Annotated in this window: 17 protein-coding genes and 1 riboswitch; of the genes, 13 read left to right on the top strand and 4 right to left on the bottom strand. The window is 63.9% G+C overall.

Annotated features, from left to right (window positions below):
* Nucleotides 1-2: 2 nt before the first annotated feature.
* A complete protein-coding gene (gene choX / locus JL811_RS13480; RefSeq protein WP_202689223.1) occupies nucleotides 3-932 on the bottom strand; it encodes a choline ABC transporter substrate-binding protein in 930 nt (309 codons plus the stop codon).
* A gap of 94 nt (nucleotides 933-1,026) precedes the next feature.
* On the opposite strand from choX, the gene betI reads away from it, so the two are divergent.
* The 4 genes from betI to JL811_RS13500 all read left to right on the top strand — a co-directional run bounded on the left by betI (nucleotide 1,027) and on the right by JL811_RS13500 (nucleotide 5,611).
* On the top strand, nucleotides 1,027-1,611 hold the full coding sequence (betI, locus tag JL811_RS13485) for a choline-binding transcriptional repressor BetI (RefSeq protein WP_202689224.1): 585 nt from the start codon (nucleotides 1,027-1,029) through the stop codon (nucleotides 1,609-1,611).
* Nucleotides 1,608-3,059 carry a betaine-aldehyde dehydrogenase gene (betB, locus tag JL811_RS13490; protein ID WP_202689225.1) on the top strand — a complete coding sequence of 484 codons (1,452 nt, stop codon included), beginning with the start codon at nucleotides 1,608-1,610 and terminating at the stop codon, nucleotides 3,057-3,059. The genes betI and betB overlap by 4 nt, the downstream gene beginning before the upstream one ends.
* Nucleotides 3,060-3,177: 118 nt before the next feature.
* A complete protein-coding gene (gene betA / locus JL811_RS13495) occupies nucleotides 3,178-4,824 on the top strand; it encodes a choline dehydrogenase (RefSeq protein ID WP_202689226.1) in 1,647 nt (548 codons plus the stop codon).
* 118 nt (nucleotides 4,825-4,942) lie between these two features.
* A complete protein-coding gene (locus tag JL811_RS13500) occupies nucleotides 4,943-5,611 on the top strand; it encodes a thermonuclease family protein (protein WP_202689227.1) in 669 nt (222 codons plus the stop codon).
* A gap of 18 nt (nucleotides 5,612-5,629) precedes the next feature.
* Here the strand turns inward: JL811_RS13500 and JL811_RS13505 are convergent, their stop codons facing one another.
* A complete protein-coding gene (locus JL811_RS13505; protein WP_202689228.1) occupies nucleotides 5,630-7,030 on the bottom strand; it encodes a helix-turn-helix domain-containing protein in 1,401 nt (466 codons plus the stop codon).
* 96 nt (nucleotides 7,031-7,126) lie between these two features.
* A complete protein-coding gene (locus JL811_RS13510; RefSeq protein WP_202689229.1) occupies nucleotides 7,127-8,344 on the bottom strand; it encodes a multidrug effflux MFS transporter in 1,218 nt (405 codons plus the stop codon).
* A gap of 283 nt (nucleotides 8,345-8,627) precedes the next feature.
* On the opposite strand from JL811_RS13510, the gene JL811_RS13515 reads away from it, so the two are divergent.
* From JL811_RS13515 to JL811_RS13535, 5 genes are all read left to right on the top strand, one after another.
* Nucleotides 8,628-9,794, top strand: coding sequence for a peptidoglycan glycosyltransferase FtsW (locus tag JL811_RS13515; protein WP_202689230.1), 1,167 nt, complete (start codon nucleotides 8,628-8,630; stop codon nucleotides 9,792-9,794).
* Nucleotides 9,794-10,906 carry a UDP-N-acetylglucosamine--N-acetylmuramyl-(pentapeptide) pyrophosphoryl-undecaprenol N-acetylglucosamine transferase gene (locus JL811_RS13520; protein WP_202689231.1) on the top strand — a complete coding sequence of 371 codons (1,113 nt, stop codon included), beginning with the start codon at nucleotides 9,794-9,796 and terminating at the stop codon, nucleotides 10,904-10,906. Before JL811_RS13515 ends, JL811_RS13520 begins: the two co-directional genes overlap by 1 nt.
* Nucleotides 10,903-12,330: a UDP-N-acetylmuramate--L-alanine ligase gene (murC, locus tag JL811_RS13525; protein ID WP_202689232.1), complete on the top strand. Its 1,428-nt coding sequence runs from the start codon at nucleotides 10,903-10,905 to the stop codon at nucleotides 12,328-12,330. The genes JL811_RS13520 and murC overlap by 4 nt, the downstream gene beginning before the upstream one ends.
* 94 nt (nucleotides 12,331-12,424) lie before the next feature.
* Complete coding sequence (locus JL811_RS13530; protein WP_202689233.1) at nucleotides 12,425-12,685, top strand: DUF2484 family protein; 261 nt, start codon at nucleotides 12,425-12,427, stop codon at nucleotides 12,683-12,685.
* Nucleotides 12,686-12,741: 56 nt separating this feature from the next.
* Entirely contained in the window at nucleotides 12,742-14,298 is a 1,557-nt protein-coding gene (locus JL811_RS13535; protein ID WP_202689234.1) for a hypothetical protein, read from the top strand.
* Nucleotides 14,299-14,302: 4 nt separating this feature from the next.
* Here JL811_RS13535 and JL811_RS13540 read toward each other — a convergent pair whose 3' ends face one another.
* Entirely contained in the window at nucleotides 14,303-17,764 is a 3,462-nt protein-coding gene (locus JL811_RS13540) for a pyruvate carboxylase (RefSeq protein ID WP_202689235.1), read from the bottom strand.
* A gap of 305 nt (nucleotides 17,765-18,069) precedes the next feature.
* Between JL811_RS13540 and JL811_RS13545 the strand changes: the two genes are divergently transcribed.
* The 4 genes from JL811_RS13545 (at nucleotide 18,070) to folE2 (ending at nucleotide 23,744) form a co-directional block, all read left to right on the top strand.
* A complete protein-coding gene (locus tag JL811_RS13545) occupies nucleotides 18,070-20,403 on the top strand; it encodes an ATP-dependent helicase (RefSeq protein WP_202689236.1) in 2,334 nt (777 codons plus the stop codon).
* Between the two features lie 130 nt (nucleotides 20,404-20,533).
* Entirely contained in the window at nucleotides 20,534-20,986 is a 453-nt protein-coding gene (locus JL811_RS13550) for a YidB family protein (RefSeq protein WP_202689237.1), read from the top strand.
* 103 nt (nucleotides 20,987-21,089) lie between these two features.
* Nucleotides 21,090-21,169: riboswitch (SAM riboswitch) on the top strand.
* A 40-nt stretch (nucleotides 21,170-21,209) separates the two neighbouring features.
* The gene (gene metZ, locus JL811_RS13555) at nucleotides 21,210-22,391 is read left to right on the top strand and encodes an O-succinylhomoserine sulfhydrylase (RefSeq protein ID WP_202689238.1); all 1,182 of its coding nucleotides are present in this window, start codon (nucleotides 21,210-21,212) and stop codon (nucleotides 22,389-22,391) included.
* 264 nt (nucleotides 22,392-22,655) lie between these two features.
* On the top strand, nucleotides 22,656-23,744 hold the full coding sequence (gene folE2, locus JL811_RS13560) for a GTP cyclohydrolase FolE2 (protein WP_202689239.1): 1,089 nt from the start codon (nucleotides 22,656-22,658) through the stop codon (nucleotides 23,742-23,744).
* The last annotated feature ends 6 nt before the right edge of the window (nucleotides 23,745-23,750 follow it).

Consider the following 23,750-nt stretch of genomic DNA (forward strand, 5'->3'; position numbering starts at 1 on the left):
TGTCAGTTCAGTGCGGCGGTCACGGCGGCCATGGCATCGCCACCGTCGCGGGTGGTCACGCCGTCAAGCCAGCCCTCCAGTACGCCGGGATTGGCGGCAAGCCAGTCTTTCGCCGCCGCCGCAGGATCAGCGCCGTCATTGAGGATCGCGCCCATGATCTCATTTTCCATGGCCAGCGAGAATTCCAGATTTTCCAGAAGTTTTCCGGTGTTGGGGCATTCCGCGACATAGCCCTTGCGCGTGTTGGTCGCGACCTCGGCCCCGCCGAAATCCGGGCCGAACCAGTCATCGCCACCGGCAAGATAAGTCAGGTCGAAATTGGCATTCATCGGGTGCGGTTCCCAGCCCAGAAAGACCACAGGCTCATCCCGGCCATCGGCCCGCGCGACCTGTGCCAGCATCCCCTGTTCCGAGCTTTCGACCACTTCCCAGCCCTTCAGCCCGAAGGCATCGGCCTCGATCATGTCCAGGATCAGGCGGTTGCCGTCATTGCCCGGCTCGATCCCGTAGATCTGGCCCGACAGCGCCTCTTGCTGGGCTGCGATATCGGCGAAATTCGCGATCCCCAGCGCGGCCCCTGCCGCATTGGTGGCCAGCGTGTATTTTGCCCCCGTCAGATTGGTGCGCACCGTCTCTACCGTTCCGGCCTCACGATAGGAGGCGATATCGGCCTCCATCGTCGGCATCCAGTTGCCAAGGAACACATCCACATCCCCGGCGGCCAGCGATTGATAGGTCACCGGCACCGACAGGATCTTGGTTTCGGTCTCATAGCCCAGTGCCTGCAGCACCACGGTGGTTGCGGCGGTCGTGGCGGTGATGTCGGTCCAGCCGACATCGGAAAACACGACCCGGTCACAATTTGCCGATGCCTGTCCGGCCATGGCCAGCAGCGCGGCCCCGGTCAGCAGCAGTTGTCTCGGTTGTGGCATGTCTTCGATCTCCCCTGTGCATTTTTTGTTGATTGACGAGTCAATAAACTTCAGGTTAGCCCGGCTGGCAAGCAGTTATTGGGAAATGCCGCCAATGCCGAAACTCGGGATGGAGCCTATCCGAAAGGAGGCGCTCGTCAAAGCGACGATCGTCGAAATCGGTCGGGCCGGGTCACTGGATGTGACGGTCAGCCAGATTGCGCGGCGGGCGGGCATGTCGCCTGCGCTGGCGCATCACTATTTCGGCGGCAAGGAGGCGATCTTTCTGGCCGCGATGCGCCATGTCCTGTCGCTTTACGGGGCCGAGGTGCGCGGCGCGCTGGCGGTGGCCGAAGGGCCGCAGGCGCGGCTGGACGCGATCTTCCGGGTTTCCTTTTCGGCCACCAACTTCCGGCGCGAAGTGGTCAGCGCCTGGCTGAATTTCTACGTTCTGGCGCAAAGTCAGGCCGATGCGCGGCGGCTTTTGTCGGTCTATCAGCGGCGGCTGCGCTCAAACCTTCTGGCCTGTCTGCGGCCGCTTCACGGGCACGGGGCCGAGGCGCTGGCCGACAGTCTGGGCGCGCTGATCGACGGGCTTTATCTGCGCGAAGTGCTGAAGGAGGGGCCGCCCGATGCGGAAACCGCCCTGCGGATGCTGCGCGACCATCTGACCGACAAGGGAAAGGATCCGAACCCATGAGGGCACAACCACAGGCAAGCCATTTCGTGAACGGCGACTGGATGGAGGATGAGGCCGGCGCGGTGATCGAGGTCTATTCGCCCGCGACCGGCCGGATCTGCGCCGAACTGCATGAGGCCACACCGGCGGTGATCGACGCGGCCCTTGCCTCGGCGCAGGCGGCACAGCGGGACTGGGCGCGGCTGCGTCCGGTGGAGCGCGGCCGCATCCTGCGCCGCGCGGCCGATCTGATCCGCGAATACGGCGACAGCCTTGCCGCGCTGGAAACCCTGGATACCGGCAAGCCGATTCAGGAAACCCGCGTCGCCGACTGGCCCTCGGGCGCCGATGCGCTGGAATACTTCGCGGGCCTCGCCCCCACCGTGACCGGTGAGACCGTGCCGCTGGGTCAGGATTTCGCCTATACATTGCGCGAGCCCCTGGGCGTTTGTGTCGGGCTCGGGGCCTGGAACTATCCCAGCCAGATTGCCTGCTGGAAGGCCGCGCCGGCGCTGGCCATGGGCAATGCGTTGGTGTTCAAACCCTCCGAAGTGACACCGCTGGGGGCGCTGCAACTGGCCGAGATCCTGATCGAGGCCGGGCTGCCGCCGGGGTTGTTCAATGTCGTGCAGGGGCGCGGGCAGGTTGGCGCGGCGCTGGTGCAGGATCCGCGCGTGGCCAAGGTCTCGCTGACCGGGTCGGTGCCGACGGGGCGCAAGGTCTATGCCATGGCCGCCGAGGGCGTGCGCCATGTCACGATGGAACTGGGCGGCAAGTCGCCGCTGATCGTCTTTGACGATGCCGATCTGGAAAGCGCGGTCGGCGCGGCGATGCTGGGCAATTTCTATTCCGCCGGGCAGGTCTGTTCCAACGGCACGCGCGTCTTCGTGCAATCGGGCATCAAGGAGGCGTTCCTTGCCCGTCTGGCCGAACGCAGTGCCGTGATCGTGCTGGGTGATCCGATGGACCCCGACACCCAGATGGGTCCGCTGGTCTCGGCGGCACAGCATGCAAAGGTCACCGGCTATATCGAGACCGCGAAGGCCGAAGGCGCCCGGCTGGTCTGCGGCGGCGATGCCCCCGATCTGGAAGGCTGGTTCGTCGCGCCCACCGTCTTTGCCGATGTGACCGATGACATGACCATCGCGCAGGAAGAGGTGTTCGGTCCAGTCATGGCGGTTCTCGATTTCGAGACCGAGGACGAGGCCGTGACCCGCGCCAATGCCACGCAATTCGGCCTTGCCGCCGGGGTGTTCACCCGCGACATCACCCGCGCCCACCGCGTGATCGCAGCGCTTGAGGCGGGAACCTGCTGGATCAACGCCTATAACCTGACCCCGGTCGAGGCCCCTTTCGGCGGCTCGAAACTTTCGGGTGTCGGGCGCGAAAACGGCCGCGCGGCCATCGAGCATTACAGCCAGATCAAGACGGTCTATGTCGGCATGGGGCCCGTGGATTCGCCCTACTGACCCCCCTTTCATCTTGACGAAAATACCTTCGGGGGGCCCGGGGGGCAGACAGCCCCCGGCGCCTGAAGCCAGACACAGGCGGCGCCGAGATGCGCCTTGAAGATCCGGAAAGAGAACGATGGAAGCAGATTTCGTGATCGTGGGGGCGGGTTCGGCAGGCTGTGCCATGGCTTACCGGCTGGGTGAGGCGGGGGCATCCATCATCGTGATCGAGGAAGGCGGCAGCGATATCGGCCCTTTCATTCAGATGCCCGGGGCGCTGTCCTATCCGATGAACATGCCGCTATATGACTGGGGCCTGTCCTCGGAACCCGAACCGCATCTGGGCAACCGTCGCCTTGCCACGCCGCGCGGCCGGGTGATCGGAGGATCCTCGTCGATCAACGGCATGGTCTATGTGCGCGGCCATGCGCGCGATTTCGACCATTGGGCCGATCAAGGCGCACAGGGCTGGTCCTATGCCGATGTGCTGCCCTATTTTCGCCGGATGGAACATTCGCACGGGGCGCATTCGGATTATCGCGGCACGGATGGCCCCTTGCATATCACGCGCGGTCCGCGCAGCAATCCGCTGTTCGATGCCTTTATCGAGGCGGGGCGGCAGGCCGGTTATCCCGTGACGGATGATTACAACGGCGCCGCACAGGAAGGCTTCGGCCCGATGGAGGCGACGATCTGGAAAGGGCGGCGCTGGTCGGCGGCCAATGCCTATCTGCGCCCGGCCATGGCGCGGGGCAATGTCACACTGGTCCGGGGACTTGCCCGCCGCGTTGTCATTGCCGAGGGCCGCGCAACCGGGGTTGAGGTCGCACGCCGGGGCGGGGTCGAGGTGATTTCCGCCCGGCGGGAGGTGGTGCTTGCCGCCTCCTCGATCAATTCGCCGAAGCTCCTGATGCTGTCGGGCATCGGTCCGGCGAACCATCTGGCCGAACATGGCCTTCCCGTGATCGCCGACCGGCCCGGGGTGGGCGCAAACCTGCAGGACCATCTTGAGGTCTATATGCAATTTGCCAGCCGCCAGCCGATCACGCTGTACAAATACTGGAACCTGATCGGCAAGGGGATGATCGGGGCGCAATGGCTGTTCACGAAAACCGGACTGGGCGCCTCGAACCAGTTTGAGGCCTGCGGCTTCATCCGGTCGCGCGCCGGGGTGGATTATCCCGATATCCAGTATCATTTCCTGCCCATTGCCGTACGCTATGACGGCAAGGCCGCCGCCGAGGGGCATGGGTTTCAGGCCCATGTCGGGCCGATGCGATCACCCTCGCGCGGTGAGGTGCGGCTGCGTTCTGCCGATCCCGCCGCGCCGCCGATGATCCGCTTCAACTATATGTCCACCGATCAGGACTGGCAGGATTTCCGCGCCTGTATCCGCCTGACGCGTGAGGTTTTCGGTCAGGCGGCGATGGCGCCTTTCGTGAAACATGAAATCCAGCCCGGCCCGGGACATGAGACCGATGCCGAGATCGACGCCTTCATCCGCGACCATGCCGAAAGCGCCTATCACCCTTGCGGCACGGCCCGGATGGGACGGCGCGACGATCCGATGGCGGTGGTCGATCCGGAATGCCGCGTCATCGGGGTGGACGGGTTGCGGCTGGCCGACAGTTCGATCTTCCCGCGCATTACCAATGGCAATCTCAACGGTCCCTCGATCATGGTCGGCGAAAAGGCCGCCGATCATATTCTGGGCCGCAGCCCGCTGGCACCGCTGAACCTGCCGCCGGTTGTCGCCGAGGACTGGCAGACGGCGCAGCGGTGACGAAATGCCAGGAGCAGCCTTTGGGTGGCGTGGCGGGACGGGAACGGGCGTTAACCTAAGTTAACCAAATGTTAACAAAAACCTTGTGATTCGGGCTCATGCGGCCCAGATCCGGGGAATGTTAAGATTTCGTTCCCTTTTCATTCCGGTCCTGACCGCGCTTGCGCTGTTGCCCGCCCCCGCCCCGGCGCTGGACGGGGTGGCGCGGGTGGTCGATGGCGATACGCTGGTTCTGGCCGGGGAAAGGCTGCGGCTTTTCGGGATCGACGCGCCGGAAAAGGGCCAGCGCTGCGATCCTTCAGGGCGCAACTGGGCCTGCGGAGACTGGGCGGCGGCGCGGCTGCGGGCACTGGTGACGGGCGGCTTGCGCTGCGAGGCATTGGACCGCGACCGCTATGGCCGGACGGTCGCGCGCTGCCATGCCGGGGACCTTGATATCGGGGCCGAGATGGTGCGGACCGGCGCGGCCACGGCCTATCGGCGCTATTCAACGGATTACATCGCACAAGAGGCCGAGGCGAAATCCGCGCTGCGCGGGCTGTGGAATGGCCAGACCGCAGCGCCCGAAACCTTCCGGCAGGCGCAGCAATCGGCGGGCAATACCCGCCCGCAAGCGCAGGACCGCTGCGCGATCAAGGGTAATATCTCGGCCAAAGGCGAACGGATCTATCACCTGCCCGGCCAGCGCTATTACGACAAGACCCGGATCGACCGCCGCAAGGGCGAGGCGATGTTCTGCAGTGAGGCCGAGGCCCGGGCAGCGGGATTCCGGCGCGCGAAACGTTGATGCGCAAGGGTACTCCCATCACCGCCCCTCGGCGATCTGATAGGGCAGGGTGCCGCGTCGGTCGGGATCGAGGCTGAGACGCCGTTCAAGCGGCGGCACCGAACGCTGGTGGCAATCGGGCCGTTCACAGATGCGGCAGGAAATGCCGATTGGCTCAAACCGTCCGCGCAGGTCCAGCCCTTCGGCATAGATCAGGCGGTCGGCATGGCCGACCTCGCACCCCAGTCCGATGGCGTAGCGCCGCACCGGGGCACCGTAAGCGCCGCCCGGTTTCGACACATCGCGCGACAGACAGAAATAGCGGATCCCGTCCGGCGTTTCGGCCAGTTGCCGCAGGAAACGACCCGGAGTCTCGAACGCCTGATGCACGTTCCACAACGGGCAGGCGCCACCAAAGCGCGCGAATTGCAGCCGTGTCGCGGAATGGCGTTTGGTGATCGTGCCCGCCTGATCGACCCGCACGAAGAAGAAGGGCACGCCTTTGGCGCCCGGCCGTTGCAGGGTCGACAGCCGATGCGCAACCTGCTCAATCGAGGCATCAAAAAGATCGGCCAGACGTTCCAGATCGTGCCGGACGGTATTGGCGACCTCCAGAAACGGGCCATAGGGCATCAGGGCCGCCCCGGCGAAGTAATTGGCCAGCCCGATCTTGGCGATGCCGCGCGCCTCGGGTGTCTGGAACTGGGCAAGGTCCAGCGTTGCCTCCAGCAGGTCATTCTGGGTCAAAAGCGCGATCTGATGCAGCAACTGGAACCGCTGCGTCGGGCCGGACGCCCCCCGCGCCAGATGCAGCACGCGTTTGGCACTGTCGAAATGGCGCAGGGGGCCTGCCTCGGCATGGCGCAGATCGACGCCCAGCCGGTCCAGCGTGGCGCGGGCGGCCGCGATCACGTCGCGGCGCTGGCCTTGCGGGCAGGCGAAATGTTCGGCCGCGCGATCGATGGCATCAAGGTAATTGTCGCAGTAATGAAAGAAGTCGCGCACCTCTTCCCATGGTGAAGGGCGCAGGGCTGCATCCTCACGCCCCAGTGCCTCATCCAGCGAGGCAAGCCGTTCATGGGTCTGGCGATAGGCCTGATGCAGGGCAAGGAAGGCGCGGGCAAGGGCCGGGGCGTTCGAGGCCGCAAGCCGCAGATCGGCCAGCGGTGGCGGGGCGGAAAACACCGGATCGGCCAGCGCCTCACGCATGTCCGAGACCATGCGCTCGGCATCGCCCGTCGTCAGTTCGGTAACATCCAGCCCGTATTCCTGCGCCAGCGCCAGCACGACCCCGGCAGAGACCGGGCGGTGGTTGTTTTCCATCTGGTTGAGATAGGGCAGTGAGATCCCCAGTTTCTGCGCAAAAGCCTTTTGCGTGACACCGATACGACCGCGCAATTCGCGCAGCTTTGCCCCGGCATAGAGTTTCTGCACCGCCATCGCCGCCCCTGTTTGCAATGCTGCCCGTTCGCAAGTTCGCCTGTTTGCAAATCGGCGCATCTGCAATTCTGACAGTGGCTTTGCAAAACTGTGGCGTCAACCGCGCGAAAGCCGCGCCTCGCGCCGCAGGACCCAGAGGATGCAGAAAATCGCGGCGGCGGATGTGGCCAGCATCAGCAGGATCAGGGGCATCGGGCCGGTATCCGGCCCCAGCACGAAGCCTGCCAGCGCCGAAAGCGCCGCACCGCCCGCAATCGTAAAGGCCCCGCCAAGACCCGCCGCCGAACCGGCAAGCGCGGGGCGCACCGACAGCATGCCCGCGGTCGAGTTCGGCATGACCAATCCATTGCCCAGGCCCACCGCGACCATCAGCCCGAAAAAGCCCAGAGGACCGGCACTGCCAAGGAGTTCGATCAGCATCAGCACAGCCATCCCTCCCGTCGAGATCAGCGCACCCCAGAGAACCATGCGATTGATCCCGACCCGCACCGAGTAGCGGCCGGAAACGAAATTCCCCGCCATATAGCCCAAGGCCGGTGCGCCGAAATATAGGCCAAGCGTCGCGGAATCCATCCCGTAGAAGGTCGTACCCACGTAGGGCGCGCCACCAAGATAGGCAAAGAACGCGCCCGAGGCGAAGGCCGCAGCAAGGCAATAGCCCCAGAAGCGTTGCGAGGTCAGAAGGGCGGGATATTGGCGGAACTGTTCGGCGAAACTTGCCGAGCGCTGCGTCGTCGTCTCCCCCATATCGGCCCAGAGCAGCCAGACCATCCCCGCCCCCGACAGGGCCAGAATGACAAAGGCCGCCTGCCAGCCAAAGGCCGCATCCAGGATGCCACCGATTACCGGGCCCACCATCGGCACCAGCGACATGCCCATGGTCACATAGCCGATCATCGAGGCGGCCTGATCCTGCGGCACCATATCCCGCACCGCAGCGCGTGACAGCACGAAACCGGTGGCGACAACCGCCTGCATCAGCCGGAAGGTCAGGAACAGCGCGAAGTTCGGGGCCAGCAAGACACCCAGCGTTGCCAATGTGAAGATTGCCATGGCCCAGATCGCCACCGAACGTCGGCCCAACCGGTCCGATATCGGCCCGATCACGATCTGCAGCGCCGCCGTCGCGGCCAGATAAAGCGACAGCGAAAGCTGCATCACCCCGTAATCGACGCCAAAAGCCAGCGCCATCGACGGAAGCGAGGGCAAGAAGATGTTCAGCGACAGCGCTGCGATTCCGGCCAGAAGCACCAGCGTCGAAAGATGCGGCGGGGTGGTTCTGTCGAGATAACGGGTAAGGGGTCGGCTTGACATGCCCAGATCGCTAAGCCTGTCCTGCGGGGCTGTCCATCCCGGAAATGCACGCGGGGCGCGATGCACAGGGGTCTGTGCAGCTTTGCCGGATGCGGCGGACAGGTGATGACCGCAGCCGGGATGCGATATCGGCCGGAGTTTCACCGGGCCGGAGGTCCGGCAGTATCGGAGCAGGGCGCCCCGCTTTGCACTGGCCAAAGCGGCAAAATCCGGCTAACCTTTCTTCCAGATCCAGGGCAAACCCGGACATTTGGCAGTAACAGGCACAATCAGGCGGTATTCCATGACGGAAATGGTCTATGGGTCCATGCCCGGACGGGTGGTGGAGCCGGTTCTTCCCCGTTGGTGGCGCAGCATCGACCGATGGTCGCTGGCGGCGGTTTTCCTGCTGTTCAGCATCGGCATGTTGCTGGGGCTTGCCGCCTCGGTGCCGCTGGCGCAGCGCAACGGGCTGGATGTTTTCCACTATGTCCAGCGGCAGGCCTTTTTCGGCGGGCTTGGACTGGCGGTGATGGTCGGCATCTCGATGATGCAACCCGCGATGGTACGGCGGCTGGGGGTTCTGGGCTTTCTGGCCTCCTTCATGGCGCTGGCGCTTCTGCCGGTCTTCGGCACGGATTTCGGCAAGGGGGCCGTGCGCTGGTTCAGCCTGGGCTTTGCCTCGGTTCAGCCTTCGGAATTCCTCAAGCCCGGGTTCATCGTGCTGTCGGCATGGCTTATTTCGGCCAGTCAGGACATCGGCGGACCCCGCGGAAAATCGGCATCTTTCCTTATTCTGGCGGTGATCGTGCTGCTGCTGGCCTTCCAGCCCGATTTCGGGCAGGCGGCGCTGATCCTGTTCGGCTGGGGCGTGGTCTATTTCGTGGCGGGCGCGCCGCTGGTGCTGATCCTGTCGGTCATCGGGCTGACCGGGGCGGCGGGTTTCTTTGCCTATAACAATTCCGAGCATTTCGCCCGGCGGATCAACGGCTTTCTGTCGCCCGAGGTGGATCCGCGCACCCAGCTTGGCTATGCTACCAACGCCATTCAGGAAGGCGGCTTCTTCGGCGTCGGCGTGGGCGAGGGGCAGGTGAAATGGTCCCTGCCCGATGCCCATACCGATTTCATCATCGCGGTCGCGGCCGAGGAATACGGGCTGGTTCTGGTTCTGATGATCATCGCGCTTTACACCACCATCGTCGTGCGGTCGCTGTTCCGTCTGCTGCGCGAGCGCGATCCCTTCACCCGGTTGGCCGGGGCGGGGCTGGCTGCGATCTTCGCGGTACAGGCGATGATCAATATGGGGGTTGCGGTGCGGCTTTTGCCTGCCAAGGGCATGACGCTGCCTTTCGTCAGCTATGGCGGATCCTCGGTCATCGCGGCGGGCATCACGATGGGTATGCTGCTGGCGCTGACCCGGACCCGCCCGCAGGGTGAGATTGCAGAGATTCTGCTGCGGCGGGGGCGCTGATGGCGGGGCGCAGGGCAGACAGGCCGCTGCTGCTGATCGCGGCGGGCGGCACCGGCGGGCATATGTTTCCCGCGCAGGCGCTGGCCGAGGCGATGCTGGCGCGCGGCTGGCGGGTCAAGCTGTCCACCGATGCGCGCGGCGCGCGCTATGCGGGCGGCTTCCCGCGTGAGGTGCGGGTGGAACAGGTGAGTTCCGCAACCTTCGCGCGCGGCGGGCTGCTGGTCAGGGCGCTGGCCCCCCTGCGCATTGCGGGCGGGGTGATCGCGGCGCTGATCGGGCAGCTGCGCGACCGGCCTGCCGTGGTTGTGGGCTTCGGCGGCTATCCCTCGATCCCCGCGCTTGCGGCGGCCACAGTGCTGCGCCGTCCGCGCATGATCCATGAACAGAACGGCGTTCTGGGGCGGGTCAATCAGGTCTTTGCCCTCCGTGTCGATGCGGTGGCCTGTGGCACATGGCCCACAGCCCTGCCCGAAGGCGTGACCGGCACCCATACCGGCAATCCGGTGCGGGCGGCGGTGCTGGAGCGCAGCGGTGCGGGCTATATCCCACCCGGTGATTATCCGATGAGCCTGTTGGTCATCGGCGGCAGTCAGGGCGCGCGCATCCTGTCCGATGTGGTGCCCGAGGCGGTGGCCGCCTTGCCTGAAACGATCCGCGCGCAGTTGCGCGTGGCCCATCAGGCGCGGGCCGAAGATCTGGACCGCGTGACCGCCGCCTATGCCACGGCGGGCATCCGCGCCGAGGTCGAACCCTTCTTCACCGATATTCCCCGCCGTCTGAGCGAGGCGCAGCTTGTCGTCTCACGCTCCGGCGCTTCGTCGGTGGCCGATATCTCGGTCATCGGGCGTCCGTCGATCCTTGTGCCTTTTGCTGCTGCCACGGGTGACCATCAGACCGCCAATGCCCGGGGGCTGGTCGAGGGCGAGGCCGCGATCCTGATCCCCGAGGAAGCCCTTGACCCCAGAGCCCTTGCGGCGCAGATGGCGGCGGTTCTGGGTCATCCCGGGGCCGCGCAGGCCATGGCGCGCAATGCGCTGGCCCTGTCGCGCCCCGACGCGACCGACCGCCTTGTGGAACTTGTCGAAAGCCTGACCGAAAGGGTCCGTTCATGAACGCCGCCACCAAACTGCCCGTCGAACTGGGTCCGATCCATTTTGTTGGCATTGGCGGCATCGGCATGTCGGGCATCGCCGAAGTGCTGATCACATTGGGCTACCGGGTGCAGGGGTCGGATGCAAAAGCCTCAAAGATCACGGCGCGGCTGCAAAGTCTTGGCGCGGTGTTTCATGAAGGCCAGCGGGCCGAGAATATCGGCGAGGCGGCGGTGGTCGTGATCTCCTCGGCCATCAAAAAGGGCAATCCGGAACTGGAAGAGGCGCGGCGTCGCGGTCTGCCGGTGGTGCGGCGGGCCGAGATGCTGGCCGAACTGATGCGGCTGAAGTCCAACATCGCGATTGCCGGAACCCATGGCAAGACCACGACGACGACCATGGTGGCCACGTTGCTGGACAAGGGCGGTTTCGATCCGACCGTCATCAATGGCGGGGTGATCCATGCCTATGGGTCCAACGCGCGGGCCGGTGCGGGCGAATGGATGGTCGTCGAGGCGGACGAGTCCGACGGATCCTTCAACAGGTTGCCCGCGACCGTGGCGATTGTCACCAATATCGACCCCGAGCACATGGAACACTGGGGCACGTTCGACAATCTGCGAAAAGGGTTCTTTGATTTCGTCTCGAATATCCCGTTCTACGGACTGGCTGTCTGCTGCACCGATCATGCTGAGGTGCAGGCGCTGGTGGGCCGGGTGACCGACCGGCGCTTCGTGACTTTCGGGTTCAACGCGCAGGCCGATGTCAGGGCGGTGAACCTGACCTATGAAAACGGCGTGGCGCATTTCGATGTGGCGCTGCAGGGCGAGGGGCCGGATGAAAACGGCGCGCCCGTCGTGATCGAGGGCTGCACCCTGCCGATGCCCGGCGATCACAATGTGTCCAACGCCTTGTCGGCGGTGGCCGTCGCGCGGTTTCTGGGCATGAAAAAGGCCGAGATCCGCGAGGCGCTGGCGGGGTTTGCGGGGGTGAACCGCCGCTTTACCAAGGTCGGTGAGGTCGGCGGCGTGACGATCATCGACGATTACGGTCACCACCCGGTCGAGATTGCCGCTGTCCTGCGGGCGGCCCGGCAGGCCACCAAGGGCCGCGTCATCGCCGTTCACCAGCCGCATCGCTATACCCGGCTGTCCAGCCTGTTCGATGATTTCTGCACCTGTTTCAACGAGGCCGATGTCGTGGCCATTGCCGAGGTCTATGCCGCAGGCGAGGATCCGATCCCCGGCGCCAGCCGCGATGATCTGGTGGCAGGGCTGATCGCGCATGGCCACCGCCATGCCCGCGCCATATTGAACGAGGATGATCTGGAACGACTGGTGCGCGAACAGGCCCGGCCGGGTGATATGGTGGTCTGTCTCGGCGCGGGGACAATCTCCACCTGGGCCGGGGGCCTGCCCGCCCGCCTGCAGGGGCAGGCCGCATGACCGGGGCCGCCCCGTCCCGAGCTTTCCGCGCCAGCCAGAGCGCCAGCGTTCCATCCGTTCCCCGCCTGTACCTGCGCGAAGCCGGAGACATCCGATGCTGACATCCCCCCTGACATTTGCCTTTCTGTGGCTGATCGCGGCAAATGTGATTGCGATGCTGCCCTCCCGCGATCGTCACTGGCGCGCGGCGGGGGTGCTGATCGTGATCGGCATTCCGATCCTGGGCTGGGTGACCTTGACCGAAGGCCCGGTCTGGGGACTGGTGCTGCTGGCGGGGGCCGCAAGCGTGCTGCGCTGGCCGCTGATCCACCTCTTCCGCAAGGCCAGACGCACCCCCGACGCCCCGGCGGAGTAGGGTTGCGCGGGAAGGGGTGAGCGGCCATTCTGCACAACGGGCAGGGTGGGGTGCGGATGGATATTGAGGATATCAAGGACAGGGAAAGCCTTGAGGCGTGGTTGAAAACCCGCCCGAGAGAGGATGCCGTTGCGATTGCCCATCGCGCGGCGTTAAGGGTGTTTCCTCTCGCAATGAGCGCAAGAGATCAAATGGCCACTGGCTTTGGTGATTTTGTGTATCTGCGAATACTGTTGACCAATGCGGCGTTGTCGAACGGTCGTTCTCCAGAAATCATGAATTTAGCGGTTCGATTGAATAAAACAAATGCAGCTTCTTTGGTTGCAAGGGGCTTGCGTTCAAGTCAAGTTCTGATGGCTTTTGACGCGGCACTTCTTTCACTTAGTTTATCTATTTCTGCCAACAACTTTGCCTACTTGGGGTCTCGTGCTGTTGAAGTGTCTTGGAGTTCGATTGCGAGTGTTTTGGACATGAGTTTGCAGAGCCATTTGAGTCGGTTTCCTCCCGACGATATGATTGTTCCGGCAATGTCACCGTCCGAACATGAAGTCTTTACAGATTTTTGGGAGGTCGTTCGAGCTGATATTTCAATTGTCACCGCCACAAACGATGCGCTTCAACTCCCACTCTGGCCCGACACCCCGCCCGACTGGTTCACCCAAGCCGACCATGAAACCCGCGCGATCTGGGCGGAGAACCCTGAACATTGGGACTTCTGGACCCGCTGGTGGGATGCCACGATTGCCGGAGCCCCGCTGGTTTGGGGCCTTCAACGCGACATTGCGTTGATCCCGGATGACGTGTGGAAACAAGGCCCCAGCCCGGTGGCAGAGGCGATCCGCGAAATTGAGGCGCGTCATGCTCTTGAACTGACCGCAAATGGTGAGGCGCTTGTCGTCAACCCTGAAACCGGCTTTGCACGATTGGTTGCCGAAACCGACCTTCCCGATGACATTGCCACCTATGCCCGCCGCAAGATGAAAACCGCGCTGCGCCGGTTCGGTCCGGAACTGGACAACCAGTATCGCCCGCTGGAACCCGCCCATGCCCGGCTTCGCGAAACGCTGGAAGATTCCGCCGCGCTTCCTGTCGAATTGTTCGACGCCTGCGCCAGTTCGTCGCGCATGGTTGTAATCCTTGTGCGCAATGACGCCGTGCCATCTCCCGAAACCGATGCGCTGATTTCGGAGTATCTCACCCTGATCCGTGAGGCAGCGGCTGATATTCTGGCGCATGACATAAAGACGCAGGACATTATTACAAGGCGCAATGCCATTCAGGGCAACAATGCCCTAATTGAAAATGGAGAAGCGATCCGTTTTACCGCCGATCAGCTTGCAAAAGTCTCCGAAGGCCCTTTGTCCCGCTTGATGCGGCGGGACGCCGAGGTTGCGACCGACCCGAAGGCGGATACGGAGAACCGCAAGGACAGCAGCTTCCGACTTGCAGGCCGAATTCTTCGATTCGGAACCTTCGCCGTATCATTTGTCGCTGGGACCGCACGTACGATAACGTCCATCAAAGAAATCGGGCGCGTCGGAAGTTGGATTATCGCAAGACCCGAGTTCCAGCAGGCGTGGAGCGCCATTCTGCGCTTTCTCGGATTTGCCTAACCCCTCACTCCAGTTCCACCAGCAGATCCTTCGCATCCACCTGTGCGCCGGGGGCGATGTGCAGGGCTTTCACCACCGCACTCCGGTCGGCGTGAAGGCCGGTTTCCATCTTCATCGCCTCGATGGTCAGCAGCAGATCGCCCGCATTGACCTTCTGGCCCACGGTCACCGCAACGCTGGCAATTGATCCCGGCATCGGCGCGCCGATATGGGCGGGGTTGCCCTCGGCGGCTTTCGGCTTCACCGCCGCCTTGGCCTTGATCGCGCGGTTGGGCACGCGGACAACGCGGGGCTGGCCGTTGAGTTCGAAGAACACTTTGACGTCGCCATCCTCCCCGGTCTCGCTCATCGTCAGCAGGCGCACTTCCAGCGTCTTGCCGGGGTCGATCTCGGCGGTGATCTCCTCGCCCGGCTCCATCCCGTAGAAAAACGTGCGCGTCGGCAGGGTGCGGACCGGGCCATAGATCCGGTGACGCGCGCGGTAATCCAGAAAGACCTTGGGATACATCAGATATCCGTTCAGATCCTCGTCATCGACGGTTTCCTCTTCGCCATCCTCGGAGGCCGCCATCAGATCGGCAATCAGCTTGGCGCGCACATCCTCAAGATCGACAGGCGGCAGCGACGCCCCTGCGCGGCCGGTCAGCGGGGGCTCATCCTTCAGCACCTTTTTCAGGATGCCCTCGGGCCAGCCACCATGCGGTTGGCCCAGATTGCCGCGCAGCATGTCCACGACCGAGTCCGGGAACACCACCTCGACCTTCGGGTCCTCGACCTGTGCCCGGGTCAGGCCCTGTGCCACCATCATCAGCGCCATGTCGCCCACGACCTTCGATGACGGCGTGACCTTGACGATATCGCCGAACATCATGTTCACATCGGCATAGGCCTGCGCGACCTCATGCCAGCGTTCCTCAAGCCCGAGGCTCCGCGCCTGCGCCTTGAGATTGGTGAACTGGCCGCCGGGCATTTCATGCAGGTAAACCTCGGAGGCCGGGGCCTGAAGGCCGGATTCGAAGGCCGCATAATGCGCGCGGACGGTTTCCCAGTAATTCGAGATCTCGCGCACCGCGCCGATATCCAGCCCGGTCTCGCGGTCGGTATGGTCCAGCGCCTCGACGATGGTGCCAAGTGTTGCCTGTGACGTATTGCCCGACAGCGCATCCATTGCGCAATCGACGGCATCCACGCCCGCCTCGGCCGCCGCAAGGATGGTGGCGCAGGCAATCCCGGCGGTGTCATGGGTGTGGAAATGGATCGGCAGGCCGACCTCATCCTTCAGCGCCTTGATCAGTTTGCGGGCGGCGGCGGGTTTCAGAAGCCCCGCCATATCCTTCAGCCCCAGCACATGCGCGCCCGCGTCGCGCAGTTCCTTGCCCATGGCGACATAGTATTTCAGGTCATATTTCGCGCGATCAGGGTTCAGCAGATCGCCGGTATAGCAGATCGTGCCTTCGCAGACCTTGTCGGCCTCGACCACCGCATCCATGGCGACGCGCATGTTCTCGACCCAGTTGAGGCTGTCGAAGACGCGGAACACATCAACCCCGGTTTCGGCGGCCTGTTTCACGAAGGCCTGCACGACATTGTCGGGGTAATTGGTATAGCCCACGCCGTTCGAGGCGCGCAGCAGCATCTGCGTCATCAGGTTCGGCATGGCGGCGCGGATGTCGCGCAGGCGCTGCCACGGGCATTCCTGCAGGAACCGGTAGGCCACGTCAAAGGTGGCCCCGCCCCAGCATTCGACGCTGAAAAGTTGCGACAGATTGGCCGAATAGGCGGGTGCAACGCGGATCATGTCGATGGACCGCATCCGGGTGGCCAGCAGCGACTGATGCCCGTCGCGCATCGTGGTGTCGGTGATCAGCAGTTTCGTCTGCGCGCGCATCCAGTCGGCCACCGCCTGCGGGCCTTTCTGTTCCAGCAGATTGCGGGTGCCCATCGGCGGTTCCGCCCGGCATTCGGGCGGTTTCGGCAAACGCGCCTCGGCCGGGGGCAGGGGGCGGCCGGCGGTTTCGGGATGCCCGTTCACGGTGATATCCGCGACATAGGTCAGGATCTTGGTCGCCCGGTCGCGGCGCTTCTTGAAATTGAACAGATCCGGCGTCGTGTCGATGAATTTCGTCGTATAGGTGTTGTCGAGGAAGGTCGGGTGCTTCAGCAGGTTCTCGACAAAGGCGATATTGGTGCTGACCCCACGGATGCGGAATTCCCGCAAGGCGCGGTCCATCCGGGCAATCGCCTTTTCGGGCGTCTGCGCCCATGCCGTGACCTTGACCAGCAGACTGTCGTAATAGCGCGTGATGACGCCACCCGCATAGGCGGTGCCGCCATCCAGTCGGATGCCCATGCCGGTCGCCGAACGATAGGCGGTCAGGCGGCCATAATCGGGAATGAAATTGTTTTGCGGATCCTCGGTCGTCACGCGGCATTGCAGCGCATGGCCGGATAGGGTGATATCTTCCTGCCGGTCAACGCCCGTCGCCTCGGCCAGTGTCTTGCCTTCGGCGATGCGGATCTGGGCCTGCACGATGTCGATGCCGGTGACTTCCTCGGTCACCGTATGTTCGACCTGCACGCGGGGATTGACCTCGATGAAATAGAATTTGTCGTCATCCATATCCATCAGGAATTCGACAGTGCCCGCGCATTCGTAATTCACATGGGCGCAGATCTTGCGGCCCAGTTCGCAGATTTCCGTGCGCTGTGCGTCAGTCAGGTAGGGGGCGGGGGCGCGTTCCACGACCTTCTGGTTGCGGCGCTGGACCGAGCAGTCGCGTTCATAAAGATGGTAGATCTGGCCGTGCTTGTCGCCCAGGATCTGCACCTCGACATGGCGGGCGCGCAGGATCATCTTTTCCAGATAGCCCTCGCCATTGCCAAAGGCGGCTTCGGCCTCGCGCCGGCCCTCGCGCACCTTGTCGGCCAGTTCCGCCTCGGACTGGATCGGGCGCATGCCGCGCCCGCCGCCGCCCCAGCTTGCCTTGAGCATCAGCGGATAGCCGACTTTCTCCGCCTCGGCCTTGATCGCCTCCATGTCATCGCCCAGAACCTCGGTCGCGGGGATCACCGGGACACCGGCCTCGATCGCCACCCGCCGGGCCGATGCCTTGTCGCCAAGCGCGCGCATGGTTTCGGCGCGCGGACCGATGAAGGTAATGCCCGCCGCGTCGCAGGCCTCGACGAAATCGGGGTTTTCCGACAGAAGACCATAGCCGGGATGGATGGCATCCGCGCCCGCCATCTTGGCGACGCGGATGATCTCGGGGATCGACAGATAGGCGCCGACCGGCGACAGGCCCTCACCGATGCGATACGCCTCATCCGCCTTGAAACGGTGAAGGGACAGCTTGTCCTCCTCGGCATAGACCGCGACGGTTTTCTTGCCCATCTCATTGGCGGCGCGCATGACGCGGATGGCGATCTCGCCCCGGTTCGCGACAAGGATCTTGCGGAATTCCGCCATGGTCTGCTCTCCCCCTCATAAGTCCGATGGGGTCACTCTAGTTACGCTGCAACGCAGCGCAATCCCTGTGGTGAAAGAATTGTGAACGGGTCCGTGTAGGGGGGGTGCTGCCCCCCTCTTTGGCTGCGCCAAATTCACCCCCCGGGATATTTGGGACAGAAAAAGGCAGGGTGAGGGAAGAGAGGCGACGAGCGGCTGCGCGGGGGCGCGGCGGTTGCAGGCGCGGCGGTTGCAAAGGTGAAAAAGATGTGAACATTAAGGGAACAGCGCTTTTCCCCGCGCTGCCTTCTTCCTATAGTCTGGTCATGAGTCCCACCGACACCCCCCCGATCCCGCTGAGCCAGCGCGCCATGATGGCGCGGCCCGCCCCCTATCTGGACGATCTGAACCCCGCGCAGCGCGCGGCGGTCGAGGTGCTTGACGGGCCGGTGCTGGTGCTGGCGGGGGCAGGGACAGGCAAGACCAAGGCGCTGACCACGCGGATTGCGCATTTGCTGGCGATGAACAAGGCGCGGCCCAATGAAATTCTGGCCGTGACCTTCACCAACAAGGCCGCGCGGGAAATGAAGAACCGCGTCGGCCGTCTGACCGGGGATGTGGCCGAGGGGATGAAATGGCTGGGCACGTTCCACTCCATTTCGGTCAAGATCCTGCGGCGGCACGCCGAACTGGCGGGGCTGAAATCGAATTTCACCATTCTGGACACGGACGACCAGATCCGCCTGCTGAAACAACTGATCGCGGCGGCGAATATCGACGACAAACGCTGGCCCGCGCGGATGCTGGCGGGGTTGATCGACGCCTGGAAGAACCGCGCCTGGACCCCGTCCAAGGTGCCGTCCTCCGAGGCGTCGGCCTATGATAATCGCGGCACCGAGCTTTATGCCGCCTATCAGGACCGGCTGCGCAGCCTGAATGCCGTCGATTTCGGCGATCTGCTTTTGCATGTGGTGACGATCTTTCAGGCCCATCCCGATATTCTGGCGCAATATCAGCGCTGGTTCCGCTATATCCTTGTCGATGAGTATCAGGATACCAACGTGGCGCAGTATCTGTGGCTGCGGCTTCTGGCGCAGGGGCATCGCAACATCTGTTGCGTGGGCGATGACGATCAGTCGATCTATGGCTGGCGCGGTGCAGAAGTGGGCAATATCCTGCGGTTCGAGAAGGATTTTCCGGGGGCGGAGGTCATCCGGCTGGAACAGAATTACCGGTCTACCCCGCATATCCTTGCCGCAGCCTCGGGTGTGATTGCTGCCAATTCCGGGCGTCTGGGCAAGGAATTGTGGACCGAGGTGGAGGAGGGGGAGAAGGTCCGCCTGATCGGCCATTGGGACGGTGAGGAAGAGGCCCGCTGGATCGGCGAGGAGATCGAGGCGCTGCAACGCGGCACGCGCGGGCTTGGCCCCGTATCCGCCGATGGCATGGCGATCCTCGTGCGGGCCAGCCATCAGATGCGCGCGTTTGAGGACCGGTTTCTGACCATCGGCCTGCCCTATCGGGTGATCGGCGGCCCCCGGTTTTATGAACGGCTGGAGATCCGCGACGCGATGGCCTATTTCCGCCTTGCCGTCAGCCCTGCCGATGATCTGGCCTTTGAGCGCGTGGTGAACACCCCCAAACGGGGCCTTGGCGACAAGGCGCAATCGGAAATCCAGCGCGCCGCGCGCGCCTCGGGTGTCAACCTGCTGGAAGGTGCGCGGGACTTGCTGGCCGAGGGGGGGATCGGCGGCAAGGGGGCCGGACAGTTGCGGGCCTTCGTCGCAGGCGTTGACCGCTGGCATGAGGCGGTGCAGGCGGGGGCCGATCACATCCGGCTGGCCGAGACGATCCTTGAGGAATCCGGCTACACCGCCATGTGGCAGAATGACAAGACCCCCGAGGCACCCGGGCGTCTGGAAAACCTCAAGGAACTGGTCAAGGCGCTGGAGCAGTTCGAGAATCTGCAAGGGTTTCTGGAACATGTCAGCCTGATCATGGAGAACGAGACCGAGGAATCCGCCCCCAAAGTGTCCATCATGACGCTGCATGCGGCCAAGGGGCTGGAATTTCCGGCAGTGTTTCTGCCGGGATGGGAGGAGGGGTTGTTCCCCAGCCAGCGCAGCATGGACGAGAGCGGCAAGAAGGGGTTGGAGGAGGAGCGCCGCCTTGCCTATGTCGGCATCACGCGGGCCGAGGAGATCTGCACGATTTCCTTTGCGGCCAACCGCCGGGTTTACGGCCAGTGGCAAAGCCAGCTTCCGTCGCGTTTCATCGACGAGTTGCCCGAGGCGCATGTCGAGGTGCTGACGCCGCCGGGTCTTTATGGCGGCGGCTTCGGCGCGGCGGCCCCGGCGCAGGTCGAGGCGCGGGCGGTCAAGGCGGATGTCTACAATTCGCCCGGCTGGCGGCGGATGCAGGCGCAATCGGCGGCGCGGCCCATGGCGCAGCCGCGCGAGGCCCGCAATCAGGTGATCGACCTTGCCGCCGTGTCGCGTTTCGTGACGGGGGACAGGGTGTTTCACCAGAAATTCGGCTATGGCGACATCACCGGAATCGAAGGCGACAAGCTGCAGATTTCCTTTGACCGCGCCGGGGTCAAGCATGTGGTCGCGGGCTTTGTCATGCCTGCGGATCAGGCGCAGGATGTGCCCTTCTGATCCTGCACCGGCGCCGGGATCAGACCTGATGCTTCTGCGCCGGATCTTTCCCTTGTCGCCCCGCCACGAATCGGCAACCCTGTCGCCCAAGGCGTGGGCGGTCCGCGCTGATGGTGAAAGGTTTTCTGTTATGTCGCTTCTCAACAACCTTGTCTCGGCATTGACCGGCGGATCAGGCAATGCGGGTGGAATGGGTCAGATCGCGCAGATCGCGATGCAGAATCCGCAATTGATGCAGGTGGCGGCATCCATGCTGTCGGCCGGCAACAAACATGGCGGGCTGGCAGGGATGCTGGCGAAGTTTCAGCAGGCCGGCATGGGCGAGGTGGCGCAAAGCTGGGTCGGGTCGGGCGCGAACCAGCCGGTGGCGCCATCGCAGATTGAACAGGTGTTCGGTACGGCGGGAATGGACCGGATTGCCGCCAAGGCCGGGGTTGCGCGGGACGACGCACCCGGATTGCTGGCGCAGATCCTGCCGGTTCTGGTGGATCAGATGACCCCAAAGGGCGCCGCGCCCCAGCAGGCCCCGGCCAATGCGGATGCATTGCTGGGCATGCTGGGTGGTTTGCTGGGCAAGCGATAACCCCTTGGCGGGGCGGTGCGGCGTGATGAAGCGCCGCTCCGCTTCCCTTGACCTTGGCTCCCTTGGCCTTGCGCCCTCTTGACCTTGCATCAGCGCGGGCGTAATCGGTTTTCGTGGCGATTTGTTCTCCGGATTGCGGGCCACGTTAAACATTCCGCTAAACAGGAGCCCGGACCAACCGGTGCCCCTGTCCGATATCCGGGGCTGAAACTGGGGGTCCGACATGGCCGGAAACTGGAAGACGCGTACGCAACTTGTGCATGAGGGCAGCCGCCGCAGCCAATATGGCGAGATGGCCGAGGCGATCTTTCTGACGCAGGGCTTTGTCTATGACAGCGCCGAACAGGCCGAGGCGCGGTTCGTGCAGTCGGGGCCGGATGAATTCATCTATGCCCGTTATGGCAATCCGACCACGCGGATGTTCGAAGACCGCATAGCCGCGATCGAGGGGACCGAGGATGCCTTTGCCACCGCCTCGGGCATGGCAGCGGTCAATGGCGCGCTGATGTCGATGCTGCGGGCGGGCGATCATGTCGTGTCCTCACGCGCGCTGTTCGGTTCCTGCCTTTATGTGCTGGAAGAGGTTCTGATGCGCTTTGGCGTGCGCGTCACCTTTGTTGACGGGGCCGATCTGAACCAGTGGCGCGCGGCTGTGACGCCGGGCACCAAGGCGGTGTTCTTTGAATCCATGTCGAACCCGACACTGGAACTGGTCGATATCCGCGCGGTGTCTGATATCGCCCATGCGGCGGGCGCGCTGGTGGTGGTGGACAACGTCTTTGCAACACCGATCTTTTCGCGCGCGGTCGATCAGGGGGCGGATGTCGTGGTCTATTCCTCGACCAAACATATCGACGGGCAGGGCCGCGCCCTGGGCGGGGTGATCTGCGGCACGCGCGATTTCGTGCGCAAGGTGGCCGAACCCTATCTGAAACATACCGGCGCGGCGATGAGCCCCTTTACCGCCTGGATCATGCTGAACGGCATGGCCACGCTGGATCTGCGCTGCCGGGCGATGGCGGCGGCGGCGCTTGAGATCGCGACCGCGATGGAGGCAGAACCGGGTATCGCGCGGGTGATCCATCCCGGCCTTGCCAGCCATGCGCAGCACGATCTGGCCATGGCGCAGATGGGATCGGGCGGCACGATGCTGTCCTTTGAGGTGAAAGGCGGGAAAGAGGCGGCGTTCCGTTTCCTCAATGCGCTGGAGATCATCAAGATTTCCAACAATCTGGGCGATGCGAAGTCCATCGCGACCCATCCGGCCACGACCACGCATCAGCGCCTGCCCGAGGATCAGAAGATTGCCCTTGGCATCTCGCCCGGGCTGATCCGGCTTTCGGTCGGGCTGGAAGATCCGGCCGATCTGATCGGCGATCTGCAGGCGGCGCTGGCTGCGGTCTGATACAGGGGCGGGGCGGGTCAGCGTTTTTCCGCGCGTTGAGGCGCGCGGGCGGGGGCTCGTCCGCCTGCCTGCCGGCTTTGGCCGCCTGTTGTCGCATTAGCGGGGCTTTTCCGTCGCAATCGGCCTTTTCCGAATCCCGTCCAGCGCCTATCTGTGACGGGACCCGCCGAGTTGGGCAAACTGATCCGGGCATGAGGCCCGCGCGTATACCTGCTGACATTGACGGACGGCCATGTGCCGTGCCTGAACCGAAAGGATCCAGCCATGAACATCCATACGCCCGAGATTGACCGCATTCCGTCGCGCGCTGAGGTCGAGGCGGCGCTGGCGCTGCTGCGGCAGTGGGCGGGCAAGGCCAGCAATGCCGAGATTGCGGCGCTGGACCCTTCGGCGCTCGCACTGACGGGCGGCGGATACCCTGAATTCGCACGGCAATACCCGCGCGAATTCCGTGTGGATGATGCCTATAAGGCCAGCCTGCCCGACCTTCAGAATGGGCCTGCCAGCCTGATCGTCGGGGAAAAGGCGGTGATCCAGCATGTCGGGATTTCGAACTTCCGCCTGCCGATCCGCTACCGCACGCGGGATGCGGGCGAGGTGATGCTTGAAACCTCGGTCACCGGCACGGTTAGCCTTGAGGCGGATCGCAAGGGCATCAACATGAGCCGCATCATGCGGTCCTTCTATACCCATGCCGACAGCGCCTTCAGCTTTGACGTGATCGAGCGGGCGCTGGAGGATTACAAGCGTGATCTGGGATCCTTCGATGCGCGCATCCAGATGCGGCTGTCCTTTCCGATGAAGGTCGACAGCCTGCGTTCGGGGCTTTCGGGCTGGCAATATTACGATATCGCGCTGGAACTGGTCGAGGCGGCGGGCATCCGCAAGAAGATCCTGCATCTGGATTTCGTCTATTCCTCGACCTGCCCTTGTTCGCTGGAACTGGCCGAACATGCGCGGCGGACACGCGGACAACTGGCGACGCCGCATTCGCAGCGTTCGGTCGCCCGGCTGTCGGTCGAACTGCGCCCGGCCAAATGCCTGTGGTTCGAGGATCTGATCGAACTGGCCCGCGCCGCAGTGCCGACCGAGACGCAGGTCATGGTCAAGCGTGAGGATGAACAGGCCTTTGCTGAACTGAACGCCGCCAATCCGATCTTTGTCGAGGATGCGGCGCGGTCCTTCTCGGCGGCGTTGCGGGGCGATGCGCGGATCGGCGATTTCCGGGTGTTGGCGAGCCATCAGGAAAGCCTGCACAGCCATGATGCGGTCAGCCTCTTGACCGAAGGGCCGACCTTTGCCGCGACCAGCCTTGACCCCCGTCTGTTCCAGTCGCTGATCCATAGCGGCTAGGATCCG

The organism is Szabonella alba (genome assembly GCF_016765775.1).
GTDB lineage: Bacteria > Pseudomonadota > Alphaproteobacteria > Rhodobacterales > Rhodobacteraceae > Szabonella > Szabonella alba.

What these genes read in the sequence shown, in the direction of transcription:
- choX (WP_202689223.1), bottom strand. Translation starts at nt 932, where the DNA reads ATGCCACAACCGAGACAACTGCTGCTGACCGGGGCCGCGCTGCTGGCC.
- betI (WP_202689224.1), top strand. Translation starts at nt 1,027, where the DNA reads ATGCCGAAACTCGGGATGGAGCCTATCCGAAAGGAGGCGCTCGTCAAA.
- betB (WP_202689225.1), top strand. Translation starts at nt 1,608, where the DNA reads ATGAGGGCACAACCACAGGCAAGCCATTTCGTGAACGGCGACTGGATG.
- betA (WP_202689226.1), top strand. Translation starts at nt 3,178, where the DNA reads ATGGAAGCAGATTTCGTGATCGTGGGGGCGGGTTCGGCAGGCTGTGCC.
- JL811_RS13500 (WP_202689227.1), top strand. Translation starts at nt 4,943, where the DNA reads ATGTTAAGATTTCGTTCCCTTTTCATTCCGGTCCTGACCGCGCTTGCG.
- JL811_RS13505 (WP_202689228.1), bottom strand. Translation starts at nt 7,030, where the DNA reads ATGGCGGTGCAGAAACTCTATGCCGGGGCAAAGCTGCGCGAATTGCGC.
- JL811_RS13510 (WP_202689229.1), bottom strand. Translation starts at nt 8,344, where the DNA reads ATGTCAAGCCGACCCCTTACCCGTTATCTCGACAGAACCACCCCGCCG.
- JL811_RS13515 (WP_202689230.1), top strand. Translation starts at nt 8,628, where the DNA reads ATGACGGAAATGGTCTATGGGTCCATGCCCGGACGGGTGGTGGAGCCG.
- JL811_RS13520 (WP_202689231.1), top strand. Translation starts at nt 9,794, where the DNA reads ATGGCGGGGCGCAGGGCAGACAGGCCGCTGCTGCTGATCGCGGCGGGC.
- murC (WP_202689232.1), top strand. Translation starts at nt 10,903, where the DNA reads ATGAACGCCGCCACCAAACTGCCCGTCGAACTGGGTCCGATCCATTTT.
- JL811_RS13530 (WP_202689233.1), top strand. Translation starts at nt 12,425, where the DNA reads ATGCTGACATCCCCCCTGACATTTGCCTTTCTGTGGCTGATCGCGGCA.
- JL811_RS13535 (WP_202689234.1), top strand. Translation starts at nt 12,742, where the DNA reads ATGGATATTGAGGATATCAAGGACAGGGAAAGCCTTGAGGCGTGGTTG.
- JL811_RS13540 (WP_202689235.1), bottom strand. Translation starts at nt 17,764, where the DNA reads ATGGCGGAATTCCGCAAGATCCTTGTCGCGAACCGGGGCGAGATCGCC.
- JL811_RS13545 (WP_202689236.1), top strand. Translation starts at nt 18,070, where the DNA reads ATGAGTCCCACCGACACCCCCCCGATCCCGCTGAGCCAGCGCGCCATG.
- JL811_RS13550 (WP_202689237.1), top strand. Translation starts at nt 20,534, where the DNA reads ATGTCGCTTCTCAACAACCTTGTCTCGGCATTGACCGGCGGATCAGGC.
- metZ (WP_202689238.1), top strand. Translation starts at nt 21,210, where the DNA reads ATGGCCGGAAACTGGAAGACGCGTACGCAACTTGTGCATGAGGGCAGC.
- folE2 (WP_202689239.1), top strand. Translation starts at nt 22,656, where the DNA reads ATGAACATCCATACGCCCGAGATTGACCGCATTCCGTCGCGCGCTGAG.